Source organism: Pseudomonas sp. DWP3-1-3b3 (genome assembly GCF_049896305.1).
GTDB lineage: Bacteria > Pseudomonadota > Gammaproteobacteria > Pseudomonadales > Pseudomonadaceae > Aquipseudomonas > Aquipseudomonas azotoformans_A.
Map to the genome: position 1 here is coordinate 216918 of NZ_JAFCUA010000005.1, position 26151 is coordinate 243068.

The window sequence follows — 26151 nt, forward strand, 5'->3', positions numbered from 1 at the left end:
CATCTCCTGCGCAACCTCAGAGACAATGAGAATGAATGCAAGCCCCTGTCTGCCACCCTATGTGGGCAAGACAACCGTTTATATAGATCAAAACGTACTGACCATGGCTGTCAAAGGCCACGACCCTGCATTCTTTACATCGTTACTTGACCGATTTCAGGTCATCTACTCGGACGAGACGCTGCGTGAGATCAAGCGCAGCGGCCAGCCTGATAAATTCCTGGCAGCCCTCGACTCCCTGAACGCAATGCACTTCAGGTATCAGGTCAACGATAGCTTCGAGCCTACTGGGGAAATGATCCTCCATGAGGTTCCTCCCGTCCAAGCCTATGACAATTATCTCCAGGCGGAGCCGGTCTACGACATCATGTTGGCGGCAGCTCATCAAACCACACTCAAGCTCTACGGGGGCCGCAGCGACTCGACTTTCACCGAAATAGCCTCTGAGCAAATCGACGCGTTTGATGGCCTAATCAAAAGTCTGTCTGCCCCTCTTGCCCAACTCGACCATACCCACCCTCATCTGCGCGCGCGCATCGAGCAATACCTCCAAACCCTACAATCCCAGTACGAACAAGTTTCTGTACTATCCGCCGCTGAGATGACGAAACATATCAGCGATGAGACAGATCAATCGGGAGTGAAAAATTACCGAGCTTCGGTTGGATTGGGTCCGAAGGAACTCAACAACATAAAGCCTCCCCGCGTCATTGAGAAAATATGGCAGGCCTACCAGAACCTTGATGGCTACCGCGATCGGGGCTACTCGATCGAAAACTTCCTCGGCATCACCGCCGCGCCTCTGTACAGCCGAGACATGCACGTACATGAAAAAGTTACGGCCATTTACAACTTGCTGAACGTCATTGGCTACAAGGCCGACAGCAAGCTCAAGCGTGAATCCAGATATGTTGCCGCCATCAGCGATGCTGCTCATGCGGCAATCGGATCCCGCGCTCACATCCTGCTCAGCGCAGACGACGTCTTTGTGGACAAGGTCCGGACGATTTACGAGTTTCTTGGGGTAACTACCGAGGTGGGGCTTGTTTCTTTGGTCGACGGTAGAGTCCTAATAAAAAGCGAGTAGTAGGCCATCGAATACACGCCAGCGATAAGGTCCAGTCAACAGCCATTAACCAGTAAAATGCCAATACATCTTGGGGGACAAACGGTCGCCTGAATGCTCTTCCTTCAAACTTACGCCTGTTGATCAGGCCAGTACGCCGCCCGCAGAACAGACACACAAAGGCAAAAGCCCGTTTACTAACCGGGCTTTGCAGATCCCTCAAAGGGAGATAAACTCAAGTGCCTCAGGGGCTACCACCGAAACTCTACGAGCGGTTGGCGCACATGTCAACGCTTTGCGTCTGGGACTAAGTAGTTAGGATACGTGTACCGTAATGTGTAGTCGTCAGAGCTGACGCAGTCCTATCTAGCACTGTGGGCAGATTACAATGCCGCAATCTGTAGTCGATACGAAGACTACTAAGCTGATTTATTGGGTGTTCTCAACGGTGCCATTACTGACTCTACGTCCAAACCGTTCATAAGGCAGTTGTGTGCTATTACTGACAGAGCCTCGAAAAGCTTGTCTCGCTGTATTGCCAACGCAGCGTTCTCCGCTTGAAGACTTGCAATACGCTCTTCGAGACTTCTGCGCCGGCGGGCACCATCCGGATCTCTCCCGCTTTCCCTCATTTGAACAATACGGGCGGCCTCAATTCTGTCTCCACGGTCACCTCCTAGCGTAGCTCGGCTTGTCAGGCCCAGCCGGCGCTGCACCTCCGGTCGGGAAATGGGAGCGAGCTCCACTCCAGAGCTAATCATCTGGGCGAGGAGAGCGTCTATTGCTTCGTCAAGAGTGCCGCCCCTCAATGTCTGTCGTCGCGCCATAATTGCCCCTAGTCATCTGAAACCGAACTGTGTCGTTTGTCCGAGTCCGCAACCGTTATTGGACGCCCATTTGGAAACACGCGTTGCACACCTGCATTGGTGTCGCGTGCTAGGACGGATTTTAGATTATTGAGTTTGTCCTCTTGGTCCGCCAGCCATACATCGCTGCCTGCCTCTCCGGCGCCGGCATCGCGCATGATAGTAATTGCGGCCGTAAGATTTTCGGCTTGTTTCTCAAGGTTCGTCCGTTCCGATGGAGTGCCCATCAGATGGAGATGCGAGCAGCCATTCCAGCACTGAAGATGCTTAGGGCAGGGCGCTTGGGAGAAGTCGTGAATGCAACCTCCAAAGGGTGTCACGTGCAGCGCCGTTGCGTGTACGGTGAGGAATGCTTCTGCCGTGATCGTGCCTTTATCTGACAGCAGCGCATGGTAACTGTCGGTCAAAGCGCCCTGAATGCGCTTATCTCTTATGCCCGCATGTAGAAAGTCGATACGCTCGTGATGGCTATTGAACGCCAAGAACTCATGATGGGTAGCGGTGTTTTCTTCAATGCTTGTGTGTTGGTAATAGACATTCTGGTCGAGGCGTTTCCGCCCCAAGGCAAGCGCTTGTTGAACATTGCTCATGCCAGTCAGATGATAAATAGTATTTCGCCAGTGGCGCGGTTGATGACTAGTCAGCCTAATCGGTGCCCCATCAGCTTCCAATAATGAACGGCGCGAGAATATGGAGGAGAATTGTGGATCCGCGCCGAGCGCCCGGTTGATGTCAGTCAACATGACTCGTCGCGGTATGGCACGGAACACATTGGACTCTCTCCCACCTAAACGAAATTGTCCGTCAAACGCAATTGCAAGCGTTTCGCTGGTTTTAAGTACTGTCCGAGGCGCACCACCAAAATTCTCCGTTAGAACATCGTGGCCACGCAACTTAGGAACGAGCAATTTTTCAATTTTACCGGCCAGATACCTCCGTTTTCTGGCTTCGGTGGATTTAAGTTTTGTTTCATCGTCGAATGGGTCAATTCCATTTCTAGAAAGATACAAGTAGAGATTCCGCCCTGAGCTTGACCCGTCACTAAATCCAAGCCACTGGAGAACTTGATTTTCAGTCAGAACTTCCTGCGGCGAGCAATCCCACAGACGTCCCGGATTGGCTTCTTGCCATCTAGCGATTTCTCGCTGCTCGTGCGTCAATACCTTGAGTCGTTTGACTGCACGCCTAGCTAGAGGAATGTCGCTGTTTGCAAACCAATGAACACGGGATTGAAATTGCTTTTCCGCGAAGTACCTAATTCCGCATTCGACCAGAGGCTTGCCATGGGCATCGACAACTACTTCTCCTGTCGTCCCTTTGATCGGCCTTTTGACCCAACAATCATAAGGTATTACTGCTACTTCGTTACCTCGTTGCCCAGTCGCTATCAATAAATCGATCACTCGCAGCAAAATTTCTTCGCCGTCACTGAGTGGGTTGTTCGAACATATGGCATATGCCTCCATCGCCTCACGAGAAGGTAATTTATCATCAGATTTACGCTGTTTTACCGCTCGATCAGGATCGTGCAATGAAATGTAATCGTGTCGGCGTTTTTCTGGTTTTGCATCATGCTCAAAGTGGATGGCGATCTCGGTTAATTGCAGATTATCAATCGTATCCGCTATTACTTGAAGGTGAGAGATTGCATCGTAGAGGTTCTTATAGCAGCTCTCACGGAGAAATCCGACGACGCGATCAAAGTCACCTCGCGTCAGTTGTGTGGGGTCGGATACACCGCGCTCAAACAAGGGGTTGTAGAGCCGCCGGACGGCAATATTGTATGCAGCGACCATCGAAAACTTCAGGTTTCGGGTGCGTTGCAAATACACAATCAGAGCCTTGTTAAAGTTTTGGAATTCGAAGGGCAGTGGGCCCTTGGTCGGAGCAGGATAACCTGTCTTCTCGAGGGATTGTCGGTGCGCCTCAAAGGTAAGAGCATGTTTGTTATGATCCCTTTGCGGTAACCAATTTCCGATACCCCACAATGGTTCTGCCCACGGTGTTGAAATCGGTAATGACCGAAAAATCGCTTGCTCCTGTGCAATAAAGCTTTCGAGGCTCAGCCTTGCCCTAGACAGCATCATCTGCTGCATCCTCCGAATGCTGCCGGCAGCGCTCGATCGTAGCGCTTACCGCAAGAATGGTTGTCTGGTGCTGAGCCAGGGGCCGGTTGTGAATGAGATCACCGGCGAGTTCTGCCATATCAATGAACCGTTGGGCATCTCGCTGGAGCGCATCCTTTACCTGCTCATGGCGGCCGTCAGCAAAGGGGTGGAATTTCTTGCAGGTGTAGCACGCGTATATAGGGTTGTAGGGACAATGGGTATGGACCGGCAGGGCGCAGGCGCCAATATCGCCTATGTACTGTGTATCAATGACGCCGCGGACGGCTCTTTCAGGAGCTGTATCGCGGCGTTGGACGATTTTCCCAGTTAATAAACTGCGCATGATGCGTTGATAGGCCGGGCTCTTACCCAGTGCTTTCTCTTTGATCCGGGCAATGTTGGGGGTGGCCGTTACGTAAGCACGCGCTGCAACCGTGCTGTTGTGTCCGAGCAGTTCGGCAATCATGTCTGCCGGAGTACCCTGATCCGCCAAGCCTTGCCCGAGGTGATGACGCAACAACATGGTTACCTGATTCGGCCTATCTATCCCAGCTTCACGCAGCTCGTATTTGAGGCCTGAACCGATTTCAATAACCGAGAGACGCCTTCCACAAGGATTGACAAATAATGGTTCACAGTCGCTACCAAAACGGCGTTGAATTTCTGAAACGTGCCGTGAGATTTTCTCACCCAGGCGGGTGGTTATTTGGCGGGGGCGCCGCTCAGGTCTGCGCTGGCCGACTTTTTTGGCCATGGGTAACCACAGGGTGTAGTACTTCTCGTGATCAGCGCTCTCAATAAACTCAAAGTCAGCAATGTCGAGCGAATGAAATTGAATCGACCGAGGTGCGAGTTCGAAACCCAAGTGAAGCACTATATTAAACTGAACATCCTCCCAAGAGTCAGGTTTAAGTTCTCGCTCAATGCGTTTGAGTAATCGAATTTCCTCATCAAGCTCTAAACCAGACTGCGAGAGAAAAATTCGAGCATACGGGTCAACCCGATCTGACTTTATCTCCTTGATTTTTAAATATGTGATTGGATCGAAGCCATTGATTCCTCTATCCATGGCCCAACGATAAAACCTTCGAAATCCTACCAGTACTGTCCTCGTTTTTTTGATCTCTTCGAGAGCAGTGATTAGTTGATCTGTGGCCCAAGGAAGTCCGGCCGCGAGATTTGTACCAGGTAAAAATCGAAGGGTATCCGCGAACATTGCCGCAGTTCGAGGTGCATATTTCTCAAGTGCATAAGCCATAAAGCCTTTGCCTATTTCGATTAGCTCTGAATTCAACTGGATCGCACTCCAATCAATTTTCAGTGCAATTCCACCGTCGTACCAAGTCCACACCTTCAGTTGAGTATCGACATATCGCGGTTGGTCATTAGTGCGAGTTCGAATCGCAACGTAAGCGGGGCCCCTGAACACGTAAGCTGGCAAAGAGGAGGAGGGTGAAGCGTGTTCTTGACCGGCTGATTTGGTCACGGCAAACCTCCTTAACTTTCAAGTCGGCTCCAGGCTGCCGAGCTGCGCTGGGCATTATGGAGGTTGGCCGACTCGGCTAGGTAACGACCTGCGTAACGGCGTGGCATAGACGAGGTATCAGACCAACCGCAGACTCGCCGGAGTTCGTCCGTTGCCCGATCGAGGTCATGCCCACGCTTTTCAATCAGGTAAGCCAAAAACCGGTCGGCAAAGGTGTGGCGGAAGTCATGCGCAGAAAGTGTAGGCAACAATCCTGGATGAGCCAGCTCAATGGTCAGAAACAGCCGATCAAGAACGTTAGACAACGCGCGGATCGACAGCGGGCGGCCACGATCCGAGATGAACAAATAGCGATACAGCAATTTCATCGGTTTACCGTCACGCAGAGGACGCCGGTCGCTCTGGATATAGCGCTCGTAGACTTCATACAACTGTGCGGAGATACCTACGGTCCGCCCATGTGTTTTGAGCGCAGGCTCTTCAACGCGCGGGTCGCCGGCATCATGCTCGCGGTCATTAATGCTGACGTAGGCATGCTGAGAACCTTTATTGATATCCGTGGTGTAAAGCTTCAGAAGCTCTCCGCGACGAATACCGGTGTCCAAGAGCAATTCAATGATTAGCCAATTACGCAGTTGCAAACGTTCCGGGAACGGATTCTCCGCAGCGCCGGGGCGAATCAGTGTGCGAACGATCTGTAGTTGCGTATCTGTCAGGCTGCGGTAACGAGTGCGGTCGGGACGAGCATTGATGATATGGCTCTCAAAGCGCCGCTCAATGACATCGGCGACATCGGCAAATACCACGTTGATGTCAGCCTGTGTGGCTGAATTCTGACGGGCGCGCGGGATGTAACGGGTGACGCACCAAGACAGGTATTTCTTCAGCAGGCGCAGGTACTGATCACGTGTTCGTGAACTGATCTGCTGAAAAAGTACAGTGCCAGCTTTGCCGATTCTGGCGATCAGATTATCGGCATGACGGCCACTTTGGAGCCAGATAGCGTAACCGTCCAGCAAAGCCAGAATCGCCTCAAAGTGGCAGGCCAAGATGGCCTCATCGATATCCAGATCTCGGCTTTTGGCGTAGGCGTAGAAAGCCTGAATCGCGCGCAGGTGCGCCGCAGCCGTGTTGTAAGCGCGGTGCCTGAGTTTGAGTTGGACGTAGATGAACGGAATGAGTATGGGCAAAGGCGTCGCATCACCAGCTTGTACAAGCAGCGGTAGTCGTTGACCTGAAGAGAACCTGCATTGAATCAGTTTCATCGACAGCCACCTCGTTCAAGGAATCGTCATGAACACTTTGGACATAGCCCGTTGAAAGAGTAGACGTCGAAAACGAATTGGTCGAATCAGTGGCTTATGTGACCGGTAAGCAAAAATGATAAATATAAAAATTAACTATTTTTCAGTAGGTTAAAAGGAAATGACTTTAAAAAAAATAGATTCCGAGTCGAATGTTAGGGGACTTATCATTTTTTGAGTCGTGATTGACCTGAGCAAATCACCATTTCGATGTAATGTGGTTCACATACTTGCTGATTTTTTCCCATCTTGCTGAACTGCATTCTGACTTGATGTTGCACCCGCCGAGGGCTTTTTGAGCACATCGAATTCAGCGATTTGAATCTGATGATTTCTTCGACCTGAATCAGCATCAAAAAAATGACCTGCTCAGCGGAAATGGCAGCTATCCGCGGAGGTTAGTTAAAGCCTCTGAGCAAGCCTACTCATTCAGGCAAGCACCGTGCTTCTATAAAGGCTTATCCCAAAAGCCTCATCGAATATTATGAGTATCGCGATTGGCTGGACCACTATGAATATAGGCCCGCGAAAGACCGTAATTGAAAGTTTTGCAGCCAATTTCAATCTGAATGCTCCTCCAATGTTCGTACATACAGGATCGAATGCGCATTTGAAGGCAAGCATGCTGACATCTTCAAACCATGATTCCAGCCAATGCTGGCACAACGTCAGGAGGCCAGCAGCGGCCTAATTCTCGGCAGACCATACATACAGGATGACGATAGCTGGAAGTAGTAATCAAAATTCATGATTACCTAAAAAAACAAAACGGATCAATACGTTGTGGGTTGATAAGATAACTTTCTTTAAAAACCTTTAAGAGTTTCGTCCTGCCTTGGCTAGCTGCACAAAATGATATGGAGTAAATATCCATATAGGGGGCATAGAAGAACCTCTCAAGGTCGATCATTAACCCGAGCGGCAATTTTCTCAATGTTGAGGAAAATGCTAGCTACGACCCTGAGAGCTAAATCACCGCGGCCATAAGCTTGCATTTGCGACAGACTACCCGCCGAAACCGGACGTCTGCAAGGTACCGCTAACGGCCGAGGCGGTGTAAAAACGTTTTTGGGCGCGTCAGGTGCTCAAAACCAGACTGGAAATTGCGTTTCTACGCGAAATCCACATCTGCAGATGTGCCGATAAATTTCAGATTTAACGTAGACGCGGGCACTTCAATTCTGGCGAAGCGTTTTTACACACTCTGGGCCGATTTCTGTCGGTGACGACCGACTAAAAACGGCAAAAACAGTCATTCCCAAGAGCTTTTTTCCGCCCCAAGATGGCGAATCTATAGATGCGTACCTACCGCCGCGCGAAGCCAAACCTCCTTTAGGGCTTGGCTCGCGCTCAGCTTGCACTTAGATCGTCGCCCGAACGGTATCTGCATTATTGAATGCGCTGTTTCCAGTTCCCTGCTTGCGCAGTGACACCATTTTCAGTCGGCACGAGCGTCCAGATCTTGGCCTCAATCCCGTCGTTTTGCAGCTTGCGCAGGAAGTAACGCGCCTGCAGAGCATCATGGGTAGCGATCACGACCTGGAAACCATGATCAACGATGTAGTCACGCAGCAAATCGAAAACCGCAGAGGCATGCACCAGATCGTGGTGCTGAGTCGGGTCATCCAACAACAGTGCTTTCCAAGGAGACCACTGATGACTAATGGCCATCGAGAGCAGGAAGGTCAGTTGAAGATCTGTCAACTGTGCCTCACTCGCGATATCAGGTACCGGTACCGCTTTATTGCCAAGCGGTACAGAAACACCGGCACGATCTTTGTTATACGAGCTGAAGAACTTCAAGCTTGCCTCGTGGAATCTGGACTCCCGCACGACCCGTTTCAGCAGCGCCCGCCAGCGGGGTACCACCTTGCCGACATGCTTCTGAACGTTCTCAATTTCTTTCTTGAGTGAGCCGTCCAGCAAATCCATCGCGTCCGAGATCAGGGTCAATCGCAAGAAGCTGGATCGCGCCGCATTGATGCTGTCATTGAGAAAAGCTTCGAAGGCCTCTTCTGAACGGTCAAGACGCTGAGCATCAATCAGCCGCTGGGCCAGTTGTGATTCATTCAACTTGGCCCAAGCAGAAATTTCCACCCCAATGCCTTCTAGTGCTGAAACATAACCTTCTAGGAGGGTCAACGTAGCGCGCAGCGTCGCTTCACGGGCTTGCGCAGCTTCCGCAAGTGGGTCGCCGGTCAACTCCAGTTCTTGCCAGCTTGCCCGGAATTGAAGAAGAAGCGTTTGAACCCTTCTGATTTCTTCCTCAGTCCCCTGGACAACGGTTGATGACTCAAGCAACAGATGCTGTTGGATGTCTAGGGCGGATTGCACAGTCCCGACCTTACCGTTTAGATCGCTGATATTCTGTTCCAGCTGAGCTTTTGCTGCAGTGAGTTGCTCGAGCGTACGAGCCAGCGGTTCCCCAGAGGTGAGCGCGGCCAGTGAGGCGACTGCTTGATCCAGCCGCGTGGCCGCTTCGCTCTGTTGAACTCGGGCCAAGTCAAGCATGTGCTGTGCCGAGTTGAATGCTCGCTCGGTTTGTTCAAAGGCTTCAGGGGTAGGGAAAGCGTCCAACGCCGCTCGCTGATCAGCCAAACGCTTTTTGGCAGGAACAATGCTATCGAGTTGCTGCCTGAGCGCCTCTCTTGCCAACGGGAGCGAGTCACTAGCCAAAATCGGATCTGTACGAAACTGCGTAACTTGCCGTCCCAGCTCCACGCGTCTGGACTCCAAAGCACCCAATTCCCCTCGACTGAGGTCTAGAGCTTGATGCACTTTCTCAACCGCGACCTCACTGGCCGTTACCGCTTCCACCGCAGCCCGCAATTGCTGCTCAGCTGAGGTCAAACTAGGATTGATCGCCTCAAGGGCTTGAGCCACACGGGACTGAAGTTTGGCTGCACCATGCGGCTCCAGGCAAAGCGGGCATTGATCTTGGTCAGCGGGAAGATGTTGCGCTATGGATGCAACAGCCTGACGGATTGCGTCGGCGGAAGAACTGAGCATCTCATAATGTGATCGGGCAGTGGCCTCCGCAGCTTTACACGTCTCATACGAGGAACGTTCGGCATCCCGATCGATGCCCTGTTTATCGATGATCACTTCGAGCGCTGTGATTTGCTGAACAACCTCGCTGATCCGCTGCTCAGTGGCCTGCCAGTCGGCAAGCATTAGTTGACCCGCGTCCAGGCGCCGCTCGGTCTGGCTAATGCCCTGAAGCTGGGCGTCAATCTGAGCATGCTGGTTCCGAACACGTTGGTTGTGCTCATGCTGCTCGCGAAGTACACGAGAATCTTTTTCGGCCTCACGTAGGGCGGCAATCGCTGATGTCAACGCATCATTACGGTGATCGATCTCCTGTTTCGCACTTGTTTCTCCGATCAGGCGCTCAAGTTGCTGCCCGATACTGGCGAGCTCTTGCTGTGCAGAGTGGATACTGGCCTGATGCTCGTGCAATGCGGCACTGCCTTGAGCCCTTTTAGTTGTGTGGTGGCCAAACGTTTCACTCGCTGCCGTGAGGTCTGCATTGAGCTTTTCAAGCTGCTCCCGCGCCGCAACGAAGCTTTCAACAAGATCATTTACCAAGGCGAGGTTTGAGATTTGCGTCCGAGCACGCTCGACCTTTCCTTGCAAAATTTCGAACAGTGCGGAGTGTGCAATCGTCAACTCCTCCTGGCTCACAGGCCCGGTCAACAAGCCAGGCGGAATCTGACTCAAGCTTTTCGTCTGGTTTGCAGCGTCAGAGAGAATGTCCGCAATTCGATCGCGCGGACGCAATGCACCTACTGCACCAGCAGCAGCGATGCCACGCTCGTCAAGTAGACGGTTCCACTCGTTCAAATCAGCCTCATGCCCAATCAGCACTTCTTCTGCGCGGGCTTTTTGCTCCGTGAGCGACCTTCGCACAGCTGCGAGGTTGGCGCGAGCTTTAGAACCGTCGCGACCAATCGGCAGCTTTGCCAGCTGGGATCCGGCTTCCTTTTCTTCCGCATTGACGATCCACCCGTTCTCCCTTTGATCCAAAAGGTGGGTTAGGCGCAGTAAAAATGGGATGTCACTTGAGGACACATTAGGAAAGACGCTGCTTAAGTCCCCGTCCTGGTTGACCTTGCCAGCTGAAGTCACACGTGATGTCGCGGTCAGCTCAGAAAAATTCAAACTGACTGCCGCTTCGGTCTGATCATCACGAATGATGTGGGCAATGTCGTCACGGAGTCGTGCGACTTTCCCAGTCAGACCAAACTCGATCGCCTCAAATACCGTTGTTTTCCCCGTCCCATTTGGTGCGAGCAAAATAGTCGCACCAGGACTCAGATAGATGGTGACGTTAGCCCCGAATTTACGCAGGTTCGACAGGGTGATTGAATTCAACTTACTCACAGCTGAACCTCACTTTCACTCAGCGAACCGATGAGTACACGCACGACATCCGCTCCGTTTTGGTTGGTCAGAAGCTGCGTTCTCCAGGCAGCGATGTGTGGAACTGACCAAGGGCGCTCATTGGACAGAGTATTCAACGCCGACACCAAAGGGTCGCTAAGCATCTCGACATCGCCAGCAGGATCCAAAGTCGCCAAGAATGTCCGGTTAAGAAAATCACCAGCCGCTTCAGATTCGCGCACAACAACCTTGCGGCAGAATCTGTCATCAGTCTCAATCCGAGCAGCATCATCCTTGGCGATACCGCTGATCATCAGAAACATATAGAGGTCTGCAGTCTCAGGTTCCGGCAGCACATCCCGGACATCGGCGGCCCATTGGTTGGCTGCCTGCAGGGCCGTTAGTGGAAGCTCGATGAGCAGAACCGTCCGCCAGCCCGCCCGTTCGATGTGGGAGCGCTTGAGCCGAAGAACATGCGAGTCGTACTCGACCTCAGGCAGCATAAGTTCCGTTACGTCCCGGGGACACAAGTCATACCGACCCTCTACACGCTGAATGATTGCGCTAGTCAATTCCTGCAGTGTCAGCATGATTAGTGTCCTTCCCCATAAGCTTCGATTGCTGCTTCGCGCGTGTCGCGCCAAGCATCCCAATGACGTTTAAATTGCCCTTGTAGCTGGGCGAGTGTTCCGGTGCGCAGGTACTTGAGCACCCCAAATCGTGTCACCAGCAACTTGGGTTGTCGCTCAGCTGCCATGCTGTGACTGGTTTCAAAATCATCAGCCATGCCGGAATCAAGCAGGCTCGTGGGAGACCCTTCGACGCCCGCAAGAATGACTACCGGTGCCGGTGAAGGCCCCAAAACAGCCATTAGCTCATCCGCAACAGGCCTCGCGCCGCTGTGATCGCCGGATACGCCTGACCAGTTTTTCAAAGCGATGCTGAGAACTTCCCCGATACTTGGGATTTCGCGCCAGTTGCCATCGTCATTACCGATCGCGACGCACACTAGAAGCAGCATCAAAATGGCGGTTTCCATTAGATCTGCAGTACGAGGCCCTACGCGCAGCGCGTGCTTCCCGTCCAAACCTTCTGTTTTGGGGTACATCATTTGCTCAAACAGCGAATCACGCGCAGCGGCGTCAGCTGTAAGCTCAGCGGCCCAAGAGCGCCACTTCGGTTCCAATGCTGCCAGTAATGGCGTGTCGGATACCGAGTTCAACCTGGCCGTGATGCGGGCTTTCAGCTGCTCCCACACAAGATCATTCATTGCCCTGTGAAGCTCTGAAGATTCATCTCGCGTCTCTAGGATCGTCGAGAGCTCTCGACCCGACGCACAGGACAGTGCTTCTGAATTGTCTATCCAAGGAAGCTCATCAAGATCATTGATGCTGATCCCTAGCGTCCTACCCAACTCGTTCCCGGCGCCTTGTCGCCAGAGCGGCTCACCCAAAAGCAGGCAATGGCTCCCGCTTTTCAAGTGCAGAGCTAGGCGAAGGATGGCCGAGGGGAGGGCCACTGTATTTGGTATGGGAGGGCAATAAGTAGCGTGCAGCCGCAGCTTTCTGTTGTTACCGCCCGCTGTCCAGTGGTGACCGACAACTTCCGTGGCAGCATGGAGTACTTGCAGGCTCGTCGTACCATTTAGGTTGTGGGTACCGGCGACCATCCAACTCGACCCAGCCTGCGGCTTAATTAGGTATTGCGTCCAGGTCACAGCATCTGACCGGCGTGCGTCTTTGAGATGGTTGGCTATCGCATGACAGCTGATGGCGTTAACATCCGTCGCACTTGTAGAAATGTACCCCACCAGCTTCTCAAGGGTTGCCCGCGAATCATTAAAGTGTCGTCCTAACGACTCGCACGCACGATCTTCAAGGTTCTCTTCGCTCCCAACGGCATGAATCGTGAGTGTCCGCATCGTCTGTCGAACATGATTCCAGTCGGTAAAGCCGCACCAGGTCGTCAACCATTTGTAGACATTTTGCGTTGGGGTATCGGGGCGGCTGGAGAGGGCGGCCAAGTCAAGGCCATCCTGCTTGCAGAGTCGACAAAACTCATGCAAGTGGTTGGCGGTGATGAAGTCACTCCGCTTGCCCTTGAGGGCGACGTCCAGGCCAAGCAGGATAAGTGAAAAGGCACGGGCTGGCAGCTGCTTGGACTGGGGTGTGAGACTCCATGCAGACAAGCTCTTCATGGCCTTATCAAGCTCAGAGTCGATGGCGCTATCGGGCGGGACAACTGGCGTTGAACTTGCTGCTGCCTTGCTACCTGCCTTGGGTATATAGGATTTGATGTAGTCGGCTTTATCGATGTGCTTATCGCAAAAGGGGGTCGTCTGCCGCTTGATCTGGAAGTGCTCGTAATGTTCATCCGCATGGTAAATGACCACGTCATCCCACTCACCGATATCGCCCTGTTCGGCGCCGATCAGCAACGGTGCAGTACGTCCATCCAAGTATTTGTCCAGCATGTCCGACAGATGCCGAGCAATTACCAACTTTTCGTAGCGGCCTTTTTGCTCAAGCCGGAACCTTCTTATCATTCTGAATCCCTTCAAGCATTTCGGCACCCAAGGCACCAATGGCAGGTGGCCACATAGTAGCGTGAGGGCTTGGCCGAAGGAACAGGGTTCCCGAGGTTCCCCGTATTCAGTAGCAGCTGGTTTTAGAGTCCAGCCTGCGAGCAGTCAACTCAGCGCTGTAAGAAAGCTGCCTGGTTCAGGCTTACCAGTTTTGAGTGCCTATCGCGCAAAAAACGTTTTTACACAGCCTCGGCCATTTTCTGCCCGTCCTGAGAGTCAGAAAACGACCGATTCTATTGAAAAACTAGCTCCCCTGTTTGACCTGCGGCAAAATTGCTTCATTGGCCGGAGGGGGATCACAGAGCATGATGGGACAGTTATCGAGTGGGCAGGAGCGACTGTTTTACTCGTTCAACGTTGAAGATAACATCCCAGCCAATCATCTTCTAAGCAGCATTGATCAGTGTCTCGATCTGAGTGACCTGCGCCATTACCTCGCCGATTTCTATAGCCCTATCGGGCGTCCGTAGATTGATCCTGAACTGATGAGCCGCATGCTGATCGTGGGCTATTGCTACGGCATTCGCTCAGAGCGGCGGCTGTGCGAAGAGGCCCATTTGAACCTGGCGTATCGCTGGTTCTGCCGGTTAAGCCTTGAAGATGAAGTCCCCAACCACTCGACCTTTTCCAAAAATAGACACGGCCGTTTTCGGGACAGCGATCTGTTTCGCTGGTTGTTCAATGAAGTGCTGCGTCGTTGCATTGACGCAGGCTTGGTCAAAGGTGAAGGCTTTGCCGTGGGCGCCAGCATCATCAAGGCGGATGCGAGTCGGCAGCGCCGCGTACCGGGTGATGAACAGATCAACTGGAGCGATCCGACCCTGAGCACTCGCGCCGTGCGTGAGTACCTTGAAGGCCTCGATGAGGAGGCTTTGGCCGAAACGCTACCGAAACGCCTGTCGCTGACGGATCCTCAGGCCCGCTGGACGGTTGCTCCAAGCGGCCCTGATTTCTACGCTTACTCCACGTATTATCTGATCGATACCGAGCACGGCGTGATCATGGCTGTGGAACCCACACCGGCTCATCGAACCGCAGAAGTCGAGAGCACCAAGACGATGATCGATCGGGTCGAAGCGCAGTTCGACGTCAAGCCGGAACGCCTCATTGGCGACACCGCTTAGCCTAAGAGTCTAGGGAGTGAGGAGCGGCAACCACAGGTGAGGCGGCAGTGGTAACCAGTAGTGCCTACACGCCATAACCAGAATTGGCCAGTGCCCATGTTTCACAGCTGACAGCGTCATTAGATGCCCATCTCTCGAAACTTCGGAGTTGAGCATTTTGATCGCCGCCGCGCCGTCCGCAGTTACCGGAATGTCGGTTAGTGCTAGGCCATGCCCCGATATACCTCTATACAACATCTCCTCACTATTTCCCCCCGGCAACCAGGCCTGCATGGTGCAGTGCTTGAGAGACTCCTTAGCGAAGGCTGCGAATTCTCTGGTTCTCTTTGTTTCGCCTCGCGATGTTGCCCAGGCCATCAGGAGCGGGATCAAAGTACTACCTTTGGTTTGACCTTCACGATAGGTCTCAGTGGATTCTCTGGGGTGGCTGATGAGGTTTCGATAGCTCGCATCGATTGTTGGGTAACCACCATGTGTCCAGTAGGTGAATCGGTAGTTTTCGAGTAGGTGGTCACAGTAGTCGACTGCAAACGGCTTCCATTTTTCCATCATGGAGAGGAAGGTCAGCGCGACGCCTATGTCGATCGACTGCTCATCTGCGATCGGGCTTAGTAAGCTCGGATTGTTGCTGATCAGATGACTGATCTGTGAGGCCAGGTTGGAGGCCTCGTCGAATTTGGATGGGTCGCCTGCCTCAGTTTTCAGGCATCGCTGCGGGACTGTGTCATCACCGTTTATCTGCCAAAGCAGCCAGAGGCCTCGCTGGGCGATCCGTCCCAATGTCTCGAATAGTTTGAGACTGATGTCGACTGATGTCGAGGTGTTCACCGCCGCAGAGATGCCATGTCGCACATGAACGTAGGGCAAAACTTTTTTGCCTAAGAACTCGTCCCAGATTTGGAAGTGAAGATCCACGAGCGCTGCGAACGTGCCACCCATGTCGTCCGCAATTTTCTTCTGCTGCTTGGCATCAATGTGCACCTTGATGTGTTCCCAGGCTAACAGGATGACGCGTTCGCTGGCCCGATAGGGGGCCTCCAGATTGCCCGCGGCACGTGCCCAGACGAACAGTACCCACAAGCAAATGTAGACCTGCCTCACGCTGGTTAGCCGTGACTGTGGTTTCAGGTCTTCAACGCCCAACAACCCCTTCGCCAGGTTGCAAAAATGCTGGTAGGCAATATCCGGCTCGTCGATCATAGCGACCGATTTCTGAAAACTACTGCGTAGGCGCTCGTCGACCAACTGCTGCTGTAGCACACCCTGGGTTAGCTTCCCGGCCAGTAAATCGCCGTTCCAGATCTGAAAGGAAACGCGCTCATTCGTCTTTATTTTGATGTACTGCGTTACGATATCCTGGATAGCCTCATGTATTTCCCCCCCGAAACACAGGCAGATAACCACTTTCATGTGCTTGTATTGCTCGGCAATCCGAACGGGAATATAGAAATCCGTGATTTCGTTGATTGAGCCCCTTAGCGCCTGCGTTGTACCGTCCCAATCGTTGCGAGTTAGATCACCCTGCTTGATGGAAAGTAAAAATAGCTTCTCCTCCGAGATACCGGTTTGCGGGTCGAGTTCACTCCCCACAGCAGCGACGTCCACGCCGTATTGACGTGTTCCAACCGAGGGGCGCGAAATCACGTTAAAATCTAACTCGCTGAGTAAGTCAGGTAGCACCACGTCAAGCTCGCGGCGCTCTCGGAGAGAGGCGAGATATTCCCTGAATACGAGCTTCATTCTGGTTTACGTGTGTTTGAAGACTCAGCAACTTCCTCTGCAAACCGACGGGTTCGAGAATCACTTCGCGCGGGAACTCAACGCTGTGGCTTATGCTTGCGAGTGGATGCTCCAAGCGCCTAGGTTGGCTATCGCCCTGCTTGTCGCCATCGTTGGAGCCCAAGCTGTCCTCGATCCATGTCACCATCCCGTTTCCATAAAGGAGAATGCTCTCGGCAAAAATGCCGGCAAAGGGTGAGTTTTTCCGACTCGCCCGCATCGCATCATTCATGACGTCAGAACGACGCTGACCCTCTAACTGTTTTTCGCGCTCAGAGGGCCGGAGTTCGACGATAAACCCAACCTTCTCAATTTCATCGCAGTACTGCTTAAGACTGTTGAGCGCGCGCTTTACCATCGAAGCGGCTTTGTCATTGGTGTCGTCTGCAATGGGCTGAAGATGCTTTTGGGCACTGGTGTAATTGATTAGCAGCGGGTCGAACAGTAGATCGCTCACTTCGGTATCCCAATCTTCAGATCCTTGCGATTCGCTTGGCGGCTCTTGAGTTTGCTCAGAAGAGGGCTGATCAACGTGTGCGGGCGTAGAGTCGATGCTCGCACGCTGAGCGCATCGCCCTAAATTAACCAGAAAGCTGGCAGCGATTGCAGGGTTCATGAAGAAGACCGCCGTCGATCTGCGAGCTATGAACGCATATTCGCTTTCCGTAAAATTGAACAGGGTGAATCCCAGCCGGAACGTGTACTCCTCCTTGTTACGGAAGAAGCCTTCATTCATTTCTCTGCACAGCGAGTTAGGTGCTGTCCTCAGCCAGTCGACAATCCAGGTCTCGAAGTCCTGGGCAGGGCCGTCAATGAGGTTTCGGATAGTTGAATCGAAAAGCTCAAACCGGAGATTGGAGCCCGGTTGCAGAAGCAGGTTAGTGATGAACGCGCGAGCTTCATCGGCACCGCCCGCTTTTACGAGGTTTGCCAAGCCAAGGTCGACAAGCTTTTGAGTTTGAACTTCCAGCTGGATGGCTCCGAGCTGCGCCAGCAGCATTGCCCTTAACGAAGGTGCAATGTCCTTGAAACTGAAAGCGAGTGCGTAGGCAAGATGGTGAGCAACCTTTGATGTGGTCGGATGAGAGGCCTGGCTAGTCAGATCTTCAAGCTCCATTGCGAAATGCTGTGGAATCGACTCTGTGAAACTCAATAGTGTTCTTACCAGTGCACCACGAACCTCATCGTCAGACTCCGTTAAAGCTGATTTCCCAAGCACATCTAATGCTCGGCGCCATTGGGCGTTATCGTTAAATGGCGGGGAAGATAAAGCCTGGATAACCTGAGCTTTCTCAACAGCCGTGCCATTCTCAATCAACGCGTACGCCCGTTCAGTGAAGTAGGGCAGATCCGCTTTTAGGCCGTTGCGAATGGCAATGTGCAAGCTGTAGAAGTCGCAGACATCCAGCTCTCCAGAGTCGACGAGAGCAATTAGCTCCCTCGGTCTGTTCGGCGAGGCACTGCACCACTTTCGGAAGGTCTCAGTAGCCTCGTGAGGTTCACCGTCCGCTTGGGCTGCGAGGATCCTAAGTGATGGAAGTAAAGCTTTTGCAGAGGTGTCTAGGCGCTCTATGGCTAAGCTGTAGATCCTTCGCCCTTGATAACCCTTAAAGCCACTAAAAGAGGCCAGGCCGCTGGCAGAGAGAGAGTCAAGTAGGTCGAAATCCCCCTCGTTGTGGGCGTCGGCAAGTAGTTGAGCAATCGCATCGAAGTGCTGATACCGACATTGCCAACGATCGCTGAAAACGGCCTCTAGCAGCGTTCCATTTTTAGCTAGCTCGACGACATCTGCGAGGGTGGGAAGGATCATCCGTGGCTCCTCAGTGGGGCGCAATTTGTTGGCAAATTCTATCGGTAGCGAGGGTAGGCTGGGAATGGCATTGCGTCGTCTGAGGTAACGCGTCTGCGCCGCGACCACTCCATGTTTGCCAGCGCTGTGAAATGAGGACTTCAAAACGGAGTCTACGTTTTTTTACACGGCTTGGGTAAATAGCTGGCGGTGGCGGATAACCGTTTTTGGCCGTTCTCTGCCGGTCATGTCTCCACAAGTCTTGCTGGTCAAATACGGTGCACATGACTGGTCAGGTCGAAAGCAAATGGGTGGTCATATGCAACGCAAACGGGTGGTCAAGTAGGGTGCAATTTCCCGACCCTGTTCCCGGATCTCCCTGAGCGGAACAATTGCGGGGATCCAGTGCGGTCGAGCGGCATCTGCGCGCTGACGCAGGAAGGCCTCGAAAGGCGCACGCACTCCGCGCGCGGGCCGTAGACGTTGGCCTTGTAATTTGAGGTGGCGTCGAATGGTATTGCGTGAGCAGCCCATTTGCCGAGCAATCGCTCGAATAGGCAAAGCCTGATGAACAAGAACACTGATTTCCACGTGGTGCTCGTTGGACAGAATGGACAGCACGCAAAAGCTGCATTTTGCCCAAGTGGGTCAGTTTTGCATCGATACTGACACATTGGCCTCAGATACTCTTGAATGCTCTTTGAGTGGTATCCAGGATGCTGGTTGGTTGGTTGGTTGGTTGGCTGCATCAGCGAAGAGTTGATCGAATGGAGCCGGTTGCATGGGGCTCCCTCTGCCGCATTGCAATATGGAATCTCTCTTGCCGTCTTCCCAGGATGCATTGCCAGTACGTGATAGTGACTCAGCAAAGCGCATGGCTTGCCGGTAATGACCGGTGACATGATGAATTGAGGTCGACGAGACGAACTGTAAGGCCCAATAGCTGTTGTTTTCGTAGGTTATGCCTACCATTCGACATGGCTAGCCCTCAATCCCAAAACGGTGTCTTGAAAATGGACGTTTTCTGTCTTCATGCGATGCAATCGATATAAAACCGCGCAAAATCTTTAAGAAAAATAAAAATGAGTTATTCAAAAACCTCATGTAATACCAATAGAGGCGGTGACTTGCTCGGGGCTGGAAAGAGTGTTCTGAATTTGAAATCACCAACCCAAAATGCATACACAAAAATCAACATTTATAGAGGTGGTGAACTAAAGCCTGAATTGAAAGGCAATCGCTATGCAATTCAGCTGGTCGTTGAGAGATCCTGAACACTTAAAAAAATTTATTGCAAAAACCAATCGCTCTTTGATAAAAAAGGCCAAGCAAGTCATATCTTCGACAGGAGGATGATCCCGTGCCCATTGAGCTTGTAGAGGGTCTTCAGGTGATCGCGGCAGGCAAGGCTGCAGTTGTAACTCGTGCTCTTGGGGGTGAGCATGTCGAGGTTGTGCTTGTATCGACGTCAAAGACAGTGATTCTAAAGCTGTCCGATATAGAGTATCTAAAGCCAACTAATCGTCATAATGTCGTTCCTTTGAGTACAGTTCGGCCGTTAGATGTGCCTGATCAGGAAATGAAAGAGGCATGCCGTCGTTTCGAAATACTGGAAAAGTTAAGAAGTGGCGAATTGAATTTTACAGAAGCATCTTTGGAATTGGGCGTAGCTAAAAGTCATCTGTACAAACTGCAAAAAAACTTTGACAAAGAACTAGGCCCTATAGGACTTGTAAGGAAGCTTCGAGGAGTAAAGCGAGGAGTGAGTAGGCTGTCGGAGCTCGCGCAAGTTGAAATTATGAAATCCATCGCTAAATTCCAAAACGAGGAAAGTATTCCCCTGTCGACTGTCTGGAATGATGTGCAGATCGCATGCATGGAGAAGGGAATCGCCAGTCCATGTCAGCGGACTATTGTGAGAAGAATAAAGGCCACGCTCACCGCACGACAGGTAACCCGGTTGCGTGAAGGGAAGGCAGTTGCAACTCAAAAGCACGCTGCTAGACCCGGAAAACGCAAAACGGGACGCCCTTTAGAGCTAGTTCAAATGGATCACACGCTTGTAGATATTATTTTGCTTGCAAACGACCGTGTTCACATTATAGGTCGCCCATGGCTAACAGTAGTAATAGATGTCAATACGCGGGTGTTGCTGGGGTACTATTTAAGTCTGCATTCTCCTAGCGCTGTCTCTGTGGCCTCGGCTATGTCTCACGCAGTGCTAATGAAAAATGAATTTCTTGAAAGGCTTGATCTTGCTAAATACTCTTATCCTTTTTTTGGTGTGCCAGCGATTGTCTATATGGATAACGCCGGTGAATTCACGAGCGCTAAGTTTCTGTCGGCGTTAACCCGGGCGCAAATTGCTTACGACCACCGCCCCCTTGGAGCTAAACATTATGGAGGACATGTGGAGCGCTATATCGGCACGATGATGAATAAGGTTCATCTTTTAAGCGGCACAACAATGTCAGATTCAAGGGCGCGGAAAGATTTAAGTAAGTGTGCTGAGCCTACCATGACATTCAGAGAGTTTAGTCGCTGGTTTTGCCTGCAGGTATTTGAATACCACAACAAGGTACACTCTGGGCTAGGGGAGTCTCCAGCCGAGGCTTGGAATAGTTATTTTAAGCCAGCGGGTATAACTCCATATCCTCCGATCGTTACAGATCCGCATCAGTTCCGACTACAGTTTATGCCTACTGACACGCGAGACGTACATCCATACGGCATTCAATTCAAAGGAAAATTTTATTGGGATCCAATCCTCGAGCCGCATATTGGGGCAAAGAAAGCAGTTTTTAAATATGATCCTTTTTCACTAAGCCAAATATGGCTCCGTGTTGATAGCAGCTACATCCCAGTGCCATTCTCGGATTTGAGCGAGCCTGACCTTACACTTGAAGAGTATCGCGCAAGCTTATGTTTTAGTGGTCGTAAGATCCCTGGGACGTTTACCGATATGGCAGTAGTTGATTCTTATCGTGAGGCCGAGGGAATAGTAGGCGAGAGTAAAAAGCTCGCCGCGCGATCGAAGGCCCACAAGGAAGAATACCATCTTGCCCACCCAAGCCCTAATGTACCCGCTGAAAATGTATCAAATGTTGATTACACGCGACCACCTAAACCATTCAACGGAGGGAAGTGTCATGGCAGCTGATCATATTAGACAGGATCTTAAGCATTATTTAGATTTGGATGTTGATGCTAGGAAAGTAATAATGCTGCAAGATATATGGATAGACTATTCTCCGAGTGAAAAAATTTTCCAAATTATGAATAACATCGAGATGGCTCCGAAGCGGATTACTGCTCCAGCGTTATTAGTGAGTGGCGTGGGCGGAACAGGCAAAACGGCGATTGTCAGGCAAATTAGAAATAGGATCACGAATAGCAGCGGATTGATCTTTGTAAATATGGCCGCCGACCCTGACGAACTTGAGCGGAAAAAGGATTTAAAATCTGAAATATACAAAGAATTAGGCGTCCCTCTTTCATCTGCTGGTTTGCGCGGAAAATCATCAGTTTCACTGCCTAGAGAGCTTGTGGAAGTGCTAAGCCTAAGGTCCAAGTGGGGGCTTGTCATAGATGAGTTTCACGATCTTCTGCTCGTTGGCAAGCATGAGCAGAGAATGAACGGGTCGATGTTGAAAACCTTGCTTAGCGACCCCTACGGAATGAAACTGTTCGCATTTGGAGCAGTTGGGGCACGAAGAGTCCTAAATGCAAAAATCGAAACCAAAAGGAGGTTTACTGAGGTTCTATTGGATGATTGGTCGGAAAGCGAAAACTTCCGGTCATTTTTATTAGGGCTGGAGCAGTGTCTTCCGTTGAAAGAGCCATCTAGGCTTTATGAAAAAAAATTGACACAGTTAATATTGGTTTCTACAGGCGGTCGGATGGATAAGGTTATAGATTTAATACGCTCTGCTGGCTGTTATGCGTTGATGCGCAGACTTGAGCGTATAGATGAAGCCTGCATCGTAAGCGCTACAGCTGACCCATGGGGCTTTTGATGAAGCCCCTGAGTCCGTATGTTAGTCCTTTTAAGGATGAGACTCTTAGCTCATGGCTTTACCGTATTTCTCTTCAGCGAAAAGTTATAAATATCAATCGGGTCAATATTCTACCAAAAGTAGAGATGTTATGGGGCGGCCCGGTCCCGCATAGTATTGATTTTGACTTCGATTTTTCCTCTGATTTTGCCAAAAATGCTGTTCTAATTACCGGCTTGAGCAGTAAAATAATAACAAAAACGTTTGCTCCTCAAACCTATAAGTTAGTTAGCTGGGCGCGTCGCACGCTATTTTGTAAGAGCTGCCTAAACGCAGACATTGCTTCTGGTCAATTGCCAGGGTGGCGTAAAAGCTGGTGTTACAGAGAATCCGTACATTGCGTTTATCACAGAGAAGAACTTGTTAGCTTGGAACATGCCCCTACCATCTCTAAATCATGGGATGCATTTGTACAGAACGTGCATGCCATGCACCCCAACCCCACTATTAACGTCGAACGACTCTCTATGTTGTGTTTTAACCTGTCGAATAGGATTTTCAAACGTAAAAAAGAGTGCTCAAATACTGAACTAGAATTGTTTGCGAAATTATTTGACGTATTTCTAATGGCTCGTACGTTCAGATCCCGGGCGGGAGTAGCACATTACATGTTTGGCTCAAGATCGGTTCCGTTTCTCGAGCGCGTTACATCTTATGCAGATTCAATAGAATATGGGGTGGAAGTTTCTGACGCTAGGGCTAAATATGGAAGTCTCTTCATGGTAGCGTATTTGATGGACCTATTGACGGATCGCGAAATAGACAACATCGCAAATGTTGCCGGAGTGGTAAATATTTCATTTCCATCGTCAAGATCCATTATTCCTACAATATATTTTGGGTGTGGTGATGTTTCTGATTATGAATATCTACATGGCTTTTTGGGGGTGTTTAAACGTATACCTGGCAGCAAGATAGATGATTTGTTTGCTCGACTTGAAAGGGATGTCGGTCGGCGTATTTTTTTCCGAGACTTTAGATTTGGCTCTAGGTAGCTGTTTGATTTCACCTGATTATCAATATTTTATAGGGTGTAGCATAATTTTATCTATATATATTTTAGCGGCCGTTTATCAGTCTGATTTTCATAGAGTGCGCGGCCGATTATTCGCAATCTCGTTTGATAATAAAGTTTGAGTTGCTAAGGCCTCTGAGCTCGGCACTTATAGCCTTGACTAACTTTGCGAGTTCCTAACTGAGCTGATCACTTCAGCCTCTCGAGAGAGGACTATCTTCTTCTTGTACCCCTACATTCGGATCCGCGGGGAGCTTTCCCTCATTTACTATTGGCGACCTAAATAAAGTTGTCGTTCGACTTTCGAGTAATCCACCCGCTTGAAAGTAGCCCATCACCGTAGTCACACTGCGGTGTTCAGTCATAGCCATCACTTCACCCAGCGGAACACCCTGACGACCCGCCTCGGTCACGAATCCTGAGCGCAGACTATGCGCTGCCCAGTCGCCCTCGAGGCCTGCCAATTTGGCTCTGCGCTGAACAATCCGCGCCACCTGGTCAGCGGACAGACCCGTTGATCCAACTTTGTCTCCTTTATACATACGTCGAAATAAAGGGCCTGACTCCGCTGGTGCTGCCAACAGCCAAGCTGTAAGTGCCTCGGCTGCGGGACCGCGTAGCGGCTTTTCTCTGCGGACCCCGCCGGTGTTGGTTTTGGTCACGCCCAGCGCATACAACCAAGTGTCGTTATTCAGTTGGCGTACATCGCTAATTTGTAAGTTCACCACCTCAGAACGCCGTCGGCCACCGCCGCTCCAGGCCAGCAGGAGGAGGGCGCGGTCACGCTGGCCGCGTAGACCATCGGTGCAGGTGGCCAGCAGTGCCTGGAGAGACTCAAGTACGATAGCGGTCTTCTTACGCACCGATAGCCCTTGGCGTGACTGAGCCTTGCGTGCCTCGCTTAGCAAGCTCTTGAGCGCCGGCGCATCGGTGGGGCTGTCCCAGCTATTCAGTCGATGCCATTTGGCCAGTACCGAAAGTCGATGACTGACGGTGTTGTAGGTCAGAACACCCGGCTTGGCTTTGACCTTTGCGCGGATAAGCGCAGCATCAATGGATGCTGGCAATAAATGCACCCATCTGCCGTCGTCCGTCGGACGGGCGAGGTGATCAACCACAAACTGGACCGCCACTGCGGCGGGCAAAGGCGTATCCCCTAGCGCGTGTCCGTAGCGCAGCTGTAACCACGCCGACCAATAGGCGAGGGCACTGCGATAGCTGCGCACGGTATTGTCCGCCGTGCCAGCGGCAATAAAGGCTGCGGCTGCCTCCTGGGCGTTTGACGTTAGAAAATGGAGATCCAGCAGCGTTTCGTCGACCTGCGAAATCCGGTTTGTAATATTTAATACGTCCAACGTATTTTAAATCCTTATTTTGAAAGATAAGGGCGGATAACATTCTATTATCAGAGCCAATATACGCTGAGGTGAGCCATGGCAATAGGGGTGCCGGACCATGACGTATTTGCCGCTGCCGACGCGGTGTTAGCCCGTGGCGAACGGCCAACGGTTGAACGTGTCCGCTTGGAATTGGGGCGTGGCAGTCCGGCTCGCGTTGGCGGTTTGCTCGATCAATGGTGGGCGAGTCTGGCCGAAAGGCTGAGCAGCGAGACCCGCCTGCCGACGTTGCCGGAAGAGGTCTCGCAGGCCTTTGTCGCCGTGTGGCTACAGGCGACCCATCCTGTGCATGGCGCTGCTGAGCAGGCGTTGTCCGAACAACGTTTGTTCTTGGCTGCCGAACGCGAGCGAGTCGCGGTCGTGGAGGACCAGACTCTTCAGGACATCGCACTGGCTCGACAACATGCGATGGCGGCACAGGCCGCACAGGAAATAAGTGAGACACGTATGGCGGACCTGGAGGTGCTTCTGGAACAGCGTGCTGCGCAGATTCAAGACCTTCTGCAGCAGCGCGACAGCCTGCTGCGGGAACGCAGTGACGCGCAGCAACACAGCCATACCTTGCATCAGGGGCTGCAGGAATTGCGATTCAAGGCCGAGCAGGAGCGCGTCGCCCTGGAGATCTACGTGCACGCGGTCGAGAATCGTGCGCATCGCGAAGTCGATCGTGCGCGGGAAGAGAGAAAGCGCATGACCGTCCAAGTGAAGGAAGCAGGTAGCCAACTTGAGCAGTTGCAGCAAAGGATTGAAGGCGTCCAGGCTGCTCTGGGTCATGCACTGCAAAACGCCGCAGCACAGCAGGCGCGTGGCGACACGCTGGAGCAGCAGTTAGTGCATCTGCGCTCATCGCCAGTCAGCGAACGTAAGACACGTGTGAGGAAAAAGCCCGAGCCCAGCCAGTGAAGTAAGCACGCCAGGCTACGTCTTCAGCATACGGCGCCTGAGCACAAAAGGCTGGGCAGGACACACAGGGAATTCAAGCGTGCGCTGACCCCGTCAGGGGCGATCACAGCCGAGTCGGGCTGCACGTTCGCTCCTTGCTGCGCGAGGTCTTCACGCAGACGTTCCAAGGTGGAGAAATTCGGCGCGCTGACGTTCAGCACCCATTTTTGCGCCCGTTGGTAGTCCAGTCGACGTATCAGGGTATCGCCGTCGGTGGTCCATTCGCTGGCCAGGCTTTCGAGCCTACGCGCCA

At 51.9% G+C, this 26151-nt stretch carries 15 protein-coding genes and 1 pseudogene; 6 read left to right on the forward strand and 10 right to left on the reverse strand.

Going from position 1 to position 26151, the window contains the following annotated elements:
- The first annotated feature begins 31 nt into the window (after positions 1–31).
- Entirely contained in the window at positions 32–1087 is a 1056-nt protein-coding gene (locus ACP7BX_RS17280) for a hypothetical protein (protein ID WP_426161313.1), read from the forward strand.
- Between the two features lie 814 nt (positions 1088–1901).
- Here ACP7BX_RS17280 and ACP7BX_RS17285 read toward each other — a convergent pair.
- The 6 genes from ACP7BX_RS17285 to ACP7BX_RS17310 form a co-directional block, all read right to left on the reverse strand.
- Positions 1902–4028 (reverse strand): hypothetical protein, encoded by a 2127-nt coding sequence (locus ACP7BX_RS17285; protein ID WP_426161314.1) that lies wholly within the window; start codon positions 4026–4028, stop codon positions 1902–1904.
- Positions 4006–5526: a tyrosine-type recombinase/integrase gene (locus ACP7BX_RS17290; protein ID WP_426129013.1), complete on the reverse strand. Its 1521-nt coding sequence runs from the start codon at positions 5524–5526 to the stop codon at positions 4006–4008. Before ACP7BX_RS17290 ends, ACP7BX_RS17285 begins: the two co-directional genes overlap by 23 nt.
- A gap of 11 nt (positions 5527–5537) precedes the next feature.
- Complete coding sequence (locus ACP7BX_RS17295) at positions 5538–6791, reverse strand: tyrosine-type recombinase/integrase (RefSeq protein ID WP_426129011.1); 1254 nt, start codon at positions 6789–6791, stop codon at positions 5538–5540.
- Between the two features lie 1428 nt (positions 6792–8219).
- A complete protein-coding gene (locus ACP7BX_RS17300) occupies positions 8220–11213 on the reverse strand; it encodes an AAA family ATPase (protein WP_426129009.1) in 2994 nt (997 codons plus the stop codon).
- The gene (locus ACP7BX_RS17305; RefSeq protein ID WP_021492903.1) at positions 11210–11803 is read right to left on the reverse strand and encodes an ABC-three component system middle component 1; all 594 of its coding nucleotides are present in this window, start codon (positions 11801–11803) and stop codon (positions 11210–11212) included. The genes ACP7BX_RS17300 and ACP7BX_RS17305 overlap by 4 nt, the downstream gene beginning before the upstream one ends.
- A 2-nt stretch (positions 11804–11805) precedes the next feature.
- Positions 11806–13758, reverse strand: a complete 1953-nt coding sequence (locus ACP7BX_RS17310) for an ABC-three component system protein (protein WP_426129006.1) — start codon at positions 13756–13758, stop codon at positions 11806–11808.
- Positions 13759–14102: 344 nt separating this feature from the next.
- Here ACP7BX_RS17310 and ACP7BX_RS17315 point away from each other — a divergent pair.
- Positions 14103–14918 (forward strand): annotated as a pseudogene (locus ACP7BX_RS17315) (transposase); the annotation flags it as partial.
- A gap of 12 nt (positions 14919–14930) precedes the next feature.
- Here ACP7BX_RS17315 and ACP7BX_RS17320 read toward each other — a convergent pair.
- The 3 genes from ACP7BX_RS17320 to ACP7BX_RS17330 form a co-directional block, all read right to left on the reverse strand.
- The gene (locus ACP7BX_RS17320) at positions 14931–16661 is read right to left on the reverse strand and encodes a chemotaxis protein (protein ID WP_426129004.1); all 1731 of its coding nucleotides are present in this window, start codon (positions 16659–16661) and stop codon (positions 14931–14933) included.
- Positions 16606–18510, reverse strand: a complete 1905-nt coding sequence (locus ACP7BX_RS17325) for a hypothetical protein (RefSeq protein ID WP_426129002.1) — start codon at positions 18508–18510, stop codon at positions 16606–16608. The genes ACP7BX_RS17320 and ACP7BX_RS17325 overlap by 56 nt, the downstream gene beginning before the upstream one ends.
- A 294-nt stretch (positions 18511–18804) precedes the next feature.
- Positions 18805–19110 (reverse strand): helix-turn-helix domain-containing protein, encoded by a 306-nt coding sequence (locus tag ACP7BX_RS17330; RefSeq protein ID WP_426129000.1) that lies wholly within the window; start codon positions 19108–19110, stop codon positions 18805–18807.
- A gap of 739 nt (positions 19111–19849) precedes the next feature.
- Here ACP7BX_RS17330 and ACP7BX_RS17335 point away from each other — a divergent pair.
- From ACP7BX_RS17335 to ACP7BX_RS17345, 3 genes are read left to right on the forward strand one after another with little or no spacing between them, the layout of a single operon-like run.
- Entirely contained in the window at positions 19850–21649 is a 1800-nt protein-coding gene (locus tag ACP7BX_RS17335; RefSeq protein ID WP_426128998.1) for a Mu transposase C-terminal domain-containing protein, read from the forward strand.
- The gene (locus tag ACP7BX_RS17340) at positions 21639–22505 is read left to right on the forward strand and encodes a TniB family NTP-binding protein (RefSeq protein ID WP_426128996.1); all 867 of its coding nucleotides are present in this window, start codon (positions 21639–21641) and stop codon (positions 22503–22505) included. The genes ACP7BX_RS17335 and ACP7BX_RS17340 overlap by 11 nt, the downstream gene beginning before the upstream one ends.
- Entirely contained in the window at positions 22505–23539 is a 1035-nt protein-coding gene (locus ACP7BX_RS17345) for a hypothetical protein (RefSeq protein ID WP_426128994.1), read from the forward strand. Before ACP7BX_RS17340 ends, ACP7BX_RS17345 begins: the two co-directional genes overlap by 1 nt.
- Before the next feature lie 214 nt (positions 23540–23753).
- On the opposite strand, the gene ACP7BX_RS17350 is transcribed toward ACP7BX_RS17345, so the two are convergent.
- Positions 23754–24914 carry a site-specific integrase gene (locus ACP7BX_RS17350; RefSeq protein WP_426128992.1) on the reverse strand — a complete coding sequence of 387 codons (1161 nt, stop codon included), beginning with the start codon at positions 24912–24914 and terminating at the stop codon, positions 23754–23756.
- 78 nt (positions 24915–24992) lie between these two features.
- On the opposite strand from ACP7BX_RS17350, the gene ACP7BX_RS17355 reads away from it, so the two are divergent.
- On the forward strand, positions 24993–25859 hold the full coding sequence (locus ACP7BX_RS17355; RefSeq protein ID WP_426128990.1) for a DNA-binding protein: 867 nt from the start codon (positions 24993–24995) through the stop codon (positions 25857–25859).
- The last annotated feature ends 292 nt before the right edge of the window (positions 25860–26151 follow it).

Bases quoted from the DNA above. Each gene is read 5' to 3' on its own strand.
- ACP7BX_RS17280 (WP_426161313.1), top strand. From the start codon at position 32: ATGAATGCAAGCCCCTGTCTGCCACCCTATGTGGGCAAGACAACCGTT.
- ACP7BX_RS17285 (WP_426161314.1), bottom strand. From the start codon at position 4,028: ATGCAGCAGATGATGCTGTCTAGGGCAAGGCTGAGCCTCGAAAGCTTT.
- ACP7BX_RS17295 (WP_426129011.1), bottom strand. From the start codon at position 6,791: ATGAAACTGATTCAATGCAGGTTCTCTTCAGGTCAACGACTACCGCTG.
- ACP7BX_RS17305 (WP_021492903.1), bottom strand. From the start codon at position 11,803: ATGCTGACACTGCAGGAATTGACTAGCGCAATCATTCAGCGTGTAGAG.
- ACP7BX_RS17310 (WP_426129006.1), bottom strand. From the start codon at position 13,758: ATGATAAGAAGGTTCCGGCTTGAGCAAAAAGGCCGCTACGAAAAGTTG.
- ACP7BX_RS17320 (WP_426129004.1), bottom strand. From the start codon at position 16,661: ATGAAGCTCGTATTCAGGGAATATCTCGCCTCTCTCCGAGAGCGCCGC.
- ACP7BX_RS17325 (WP_426129002.1), bottom strand. From the start codon at position 18,510: ATGATCCTTCCCACCCTCGCAGATGTCGTCGAGCTAGCTAAAAATGGA.
- ACP7BX_RS17340 (WP_426128996.1), top strand. From the start codon at position 21,639: ATGGCAGCTGATCATATTAGACAGGATCTTAAGCATTATTTAGATTTG.
- ACP7BX_RS17345 (WP_426128994.1), top strand. From the start codon at position 22,505: ATGAAGCCCCTGAGTCCGTATGTTAGTCCTTTTAAGGATGAGACTCTT.
- ACP7BX_RS17355 (WP_426128990.1), top strand. From the start codon at position 24,993: ATGGCAATAGGGGTGCCGGACCATGACGTATTTGCCGCTGCCGACGCG.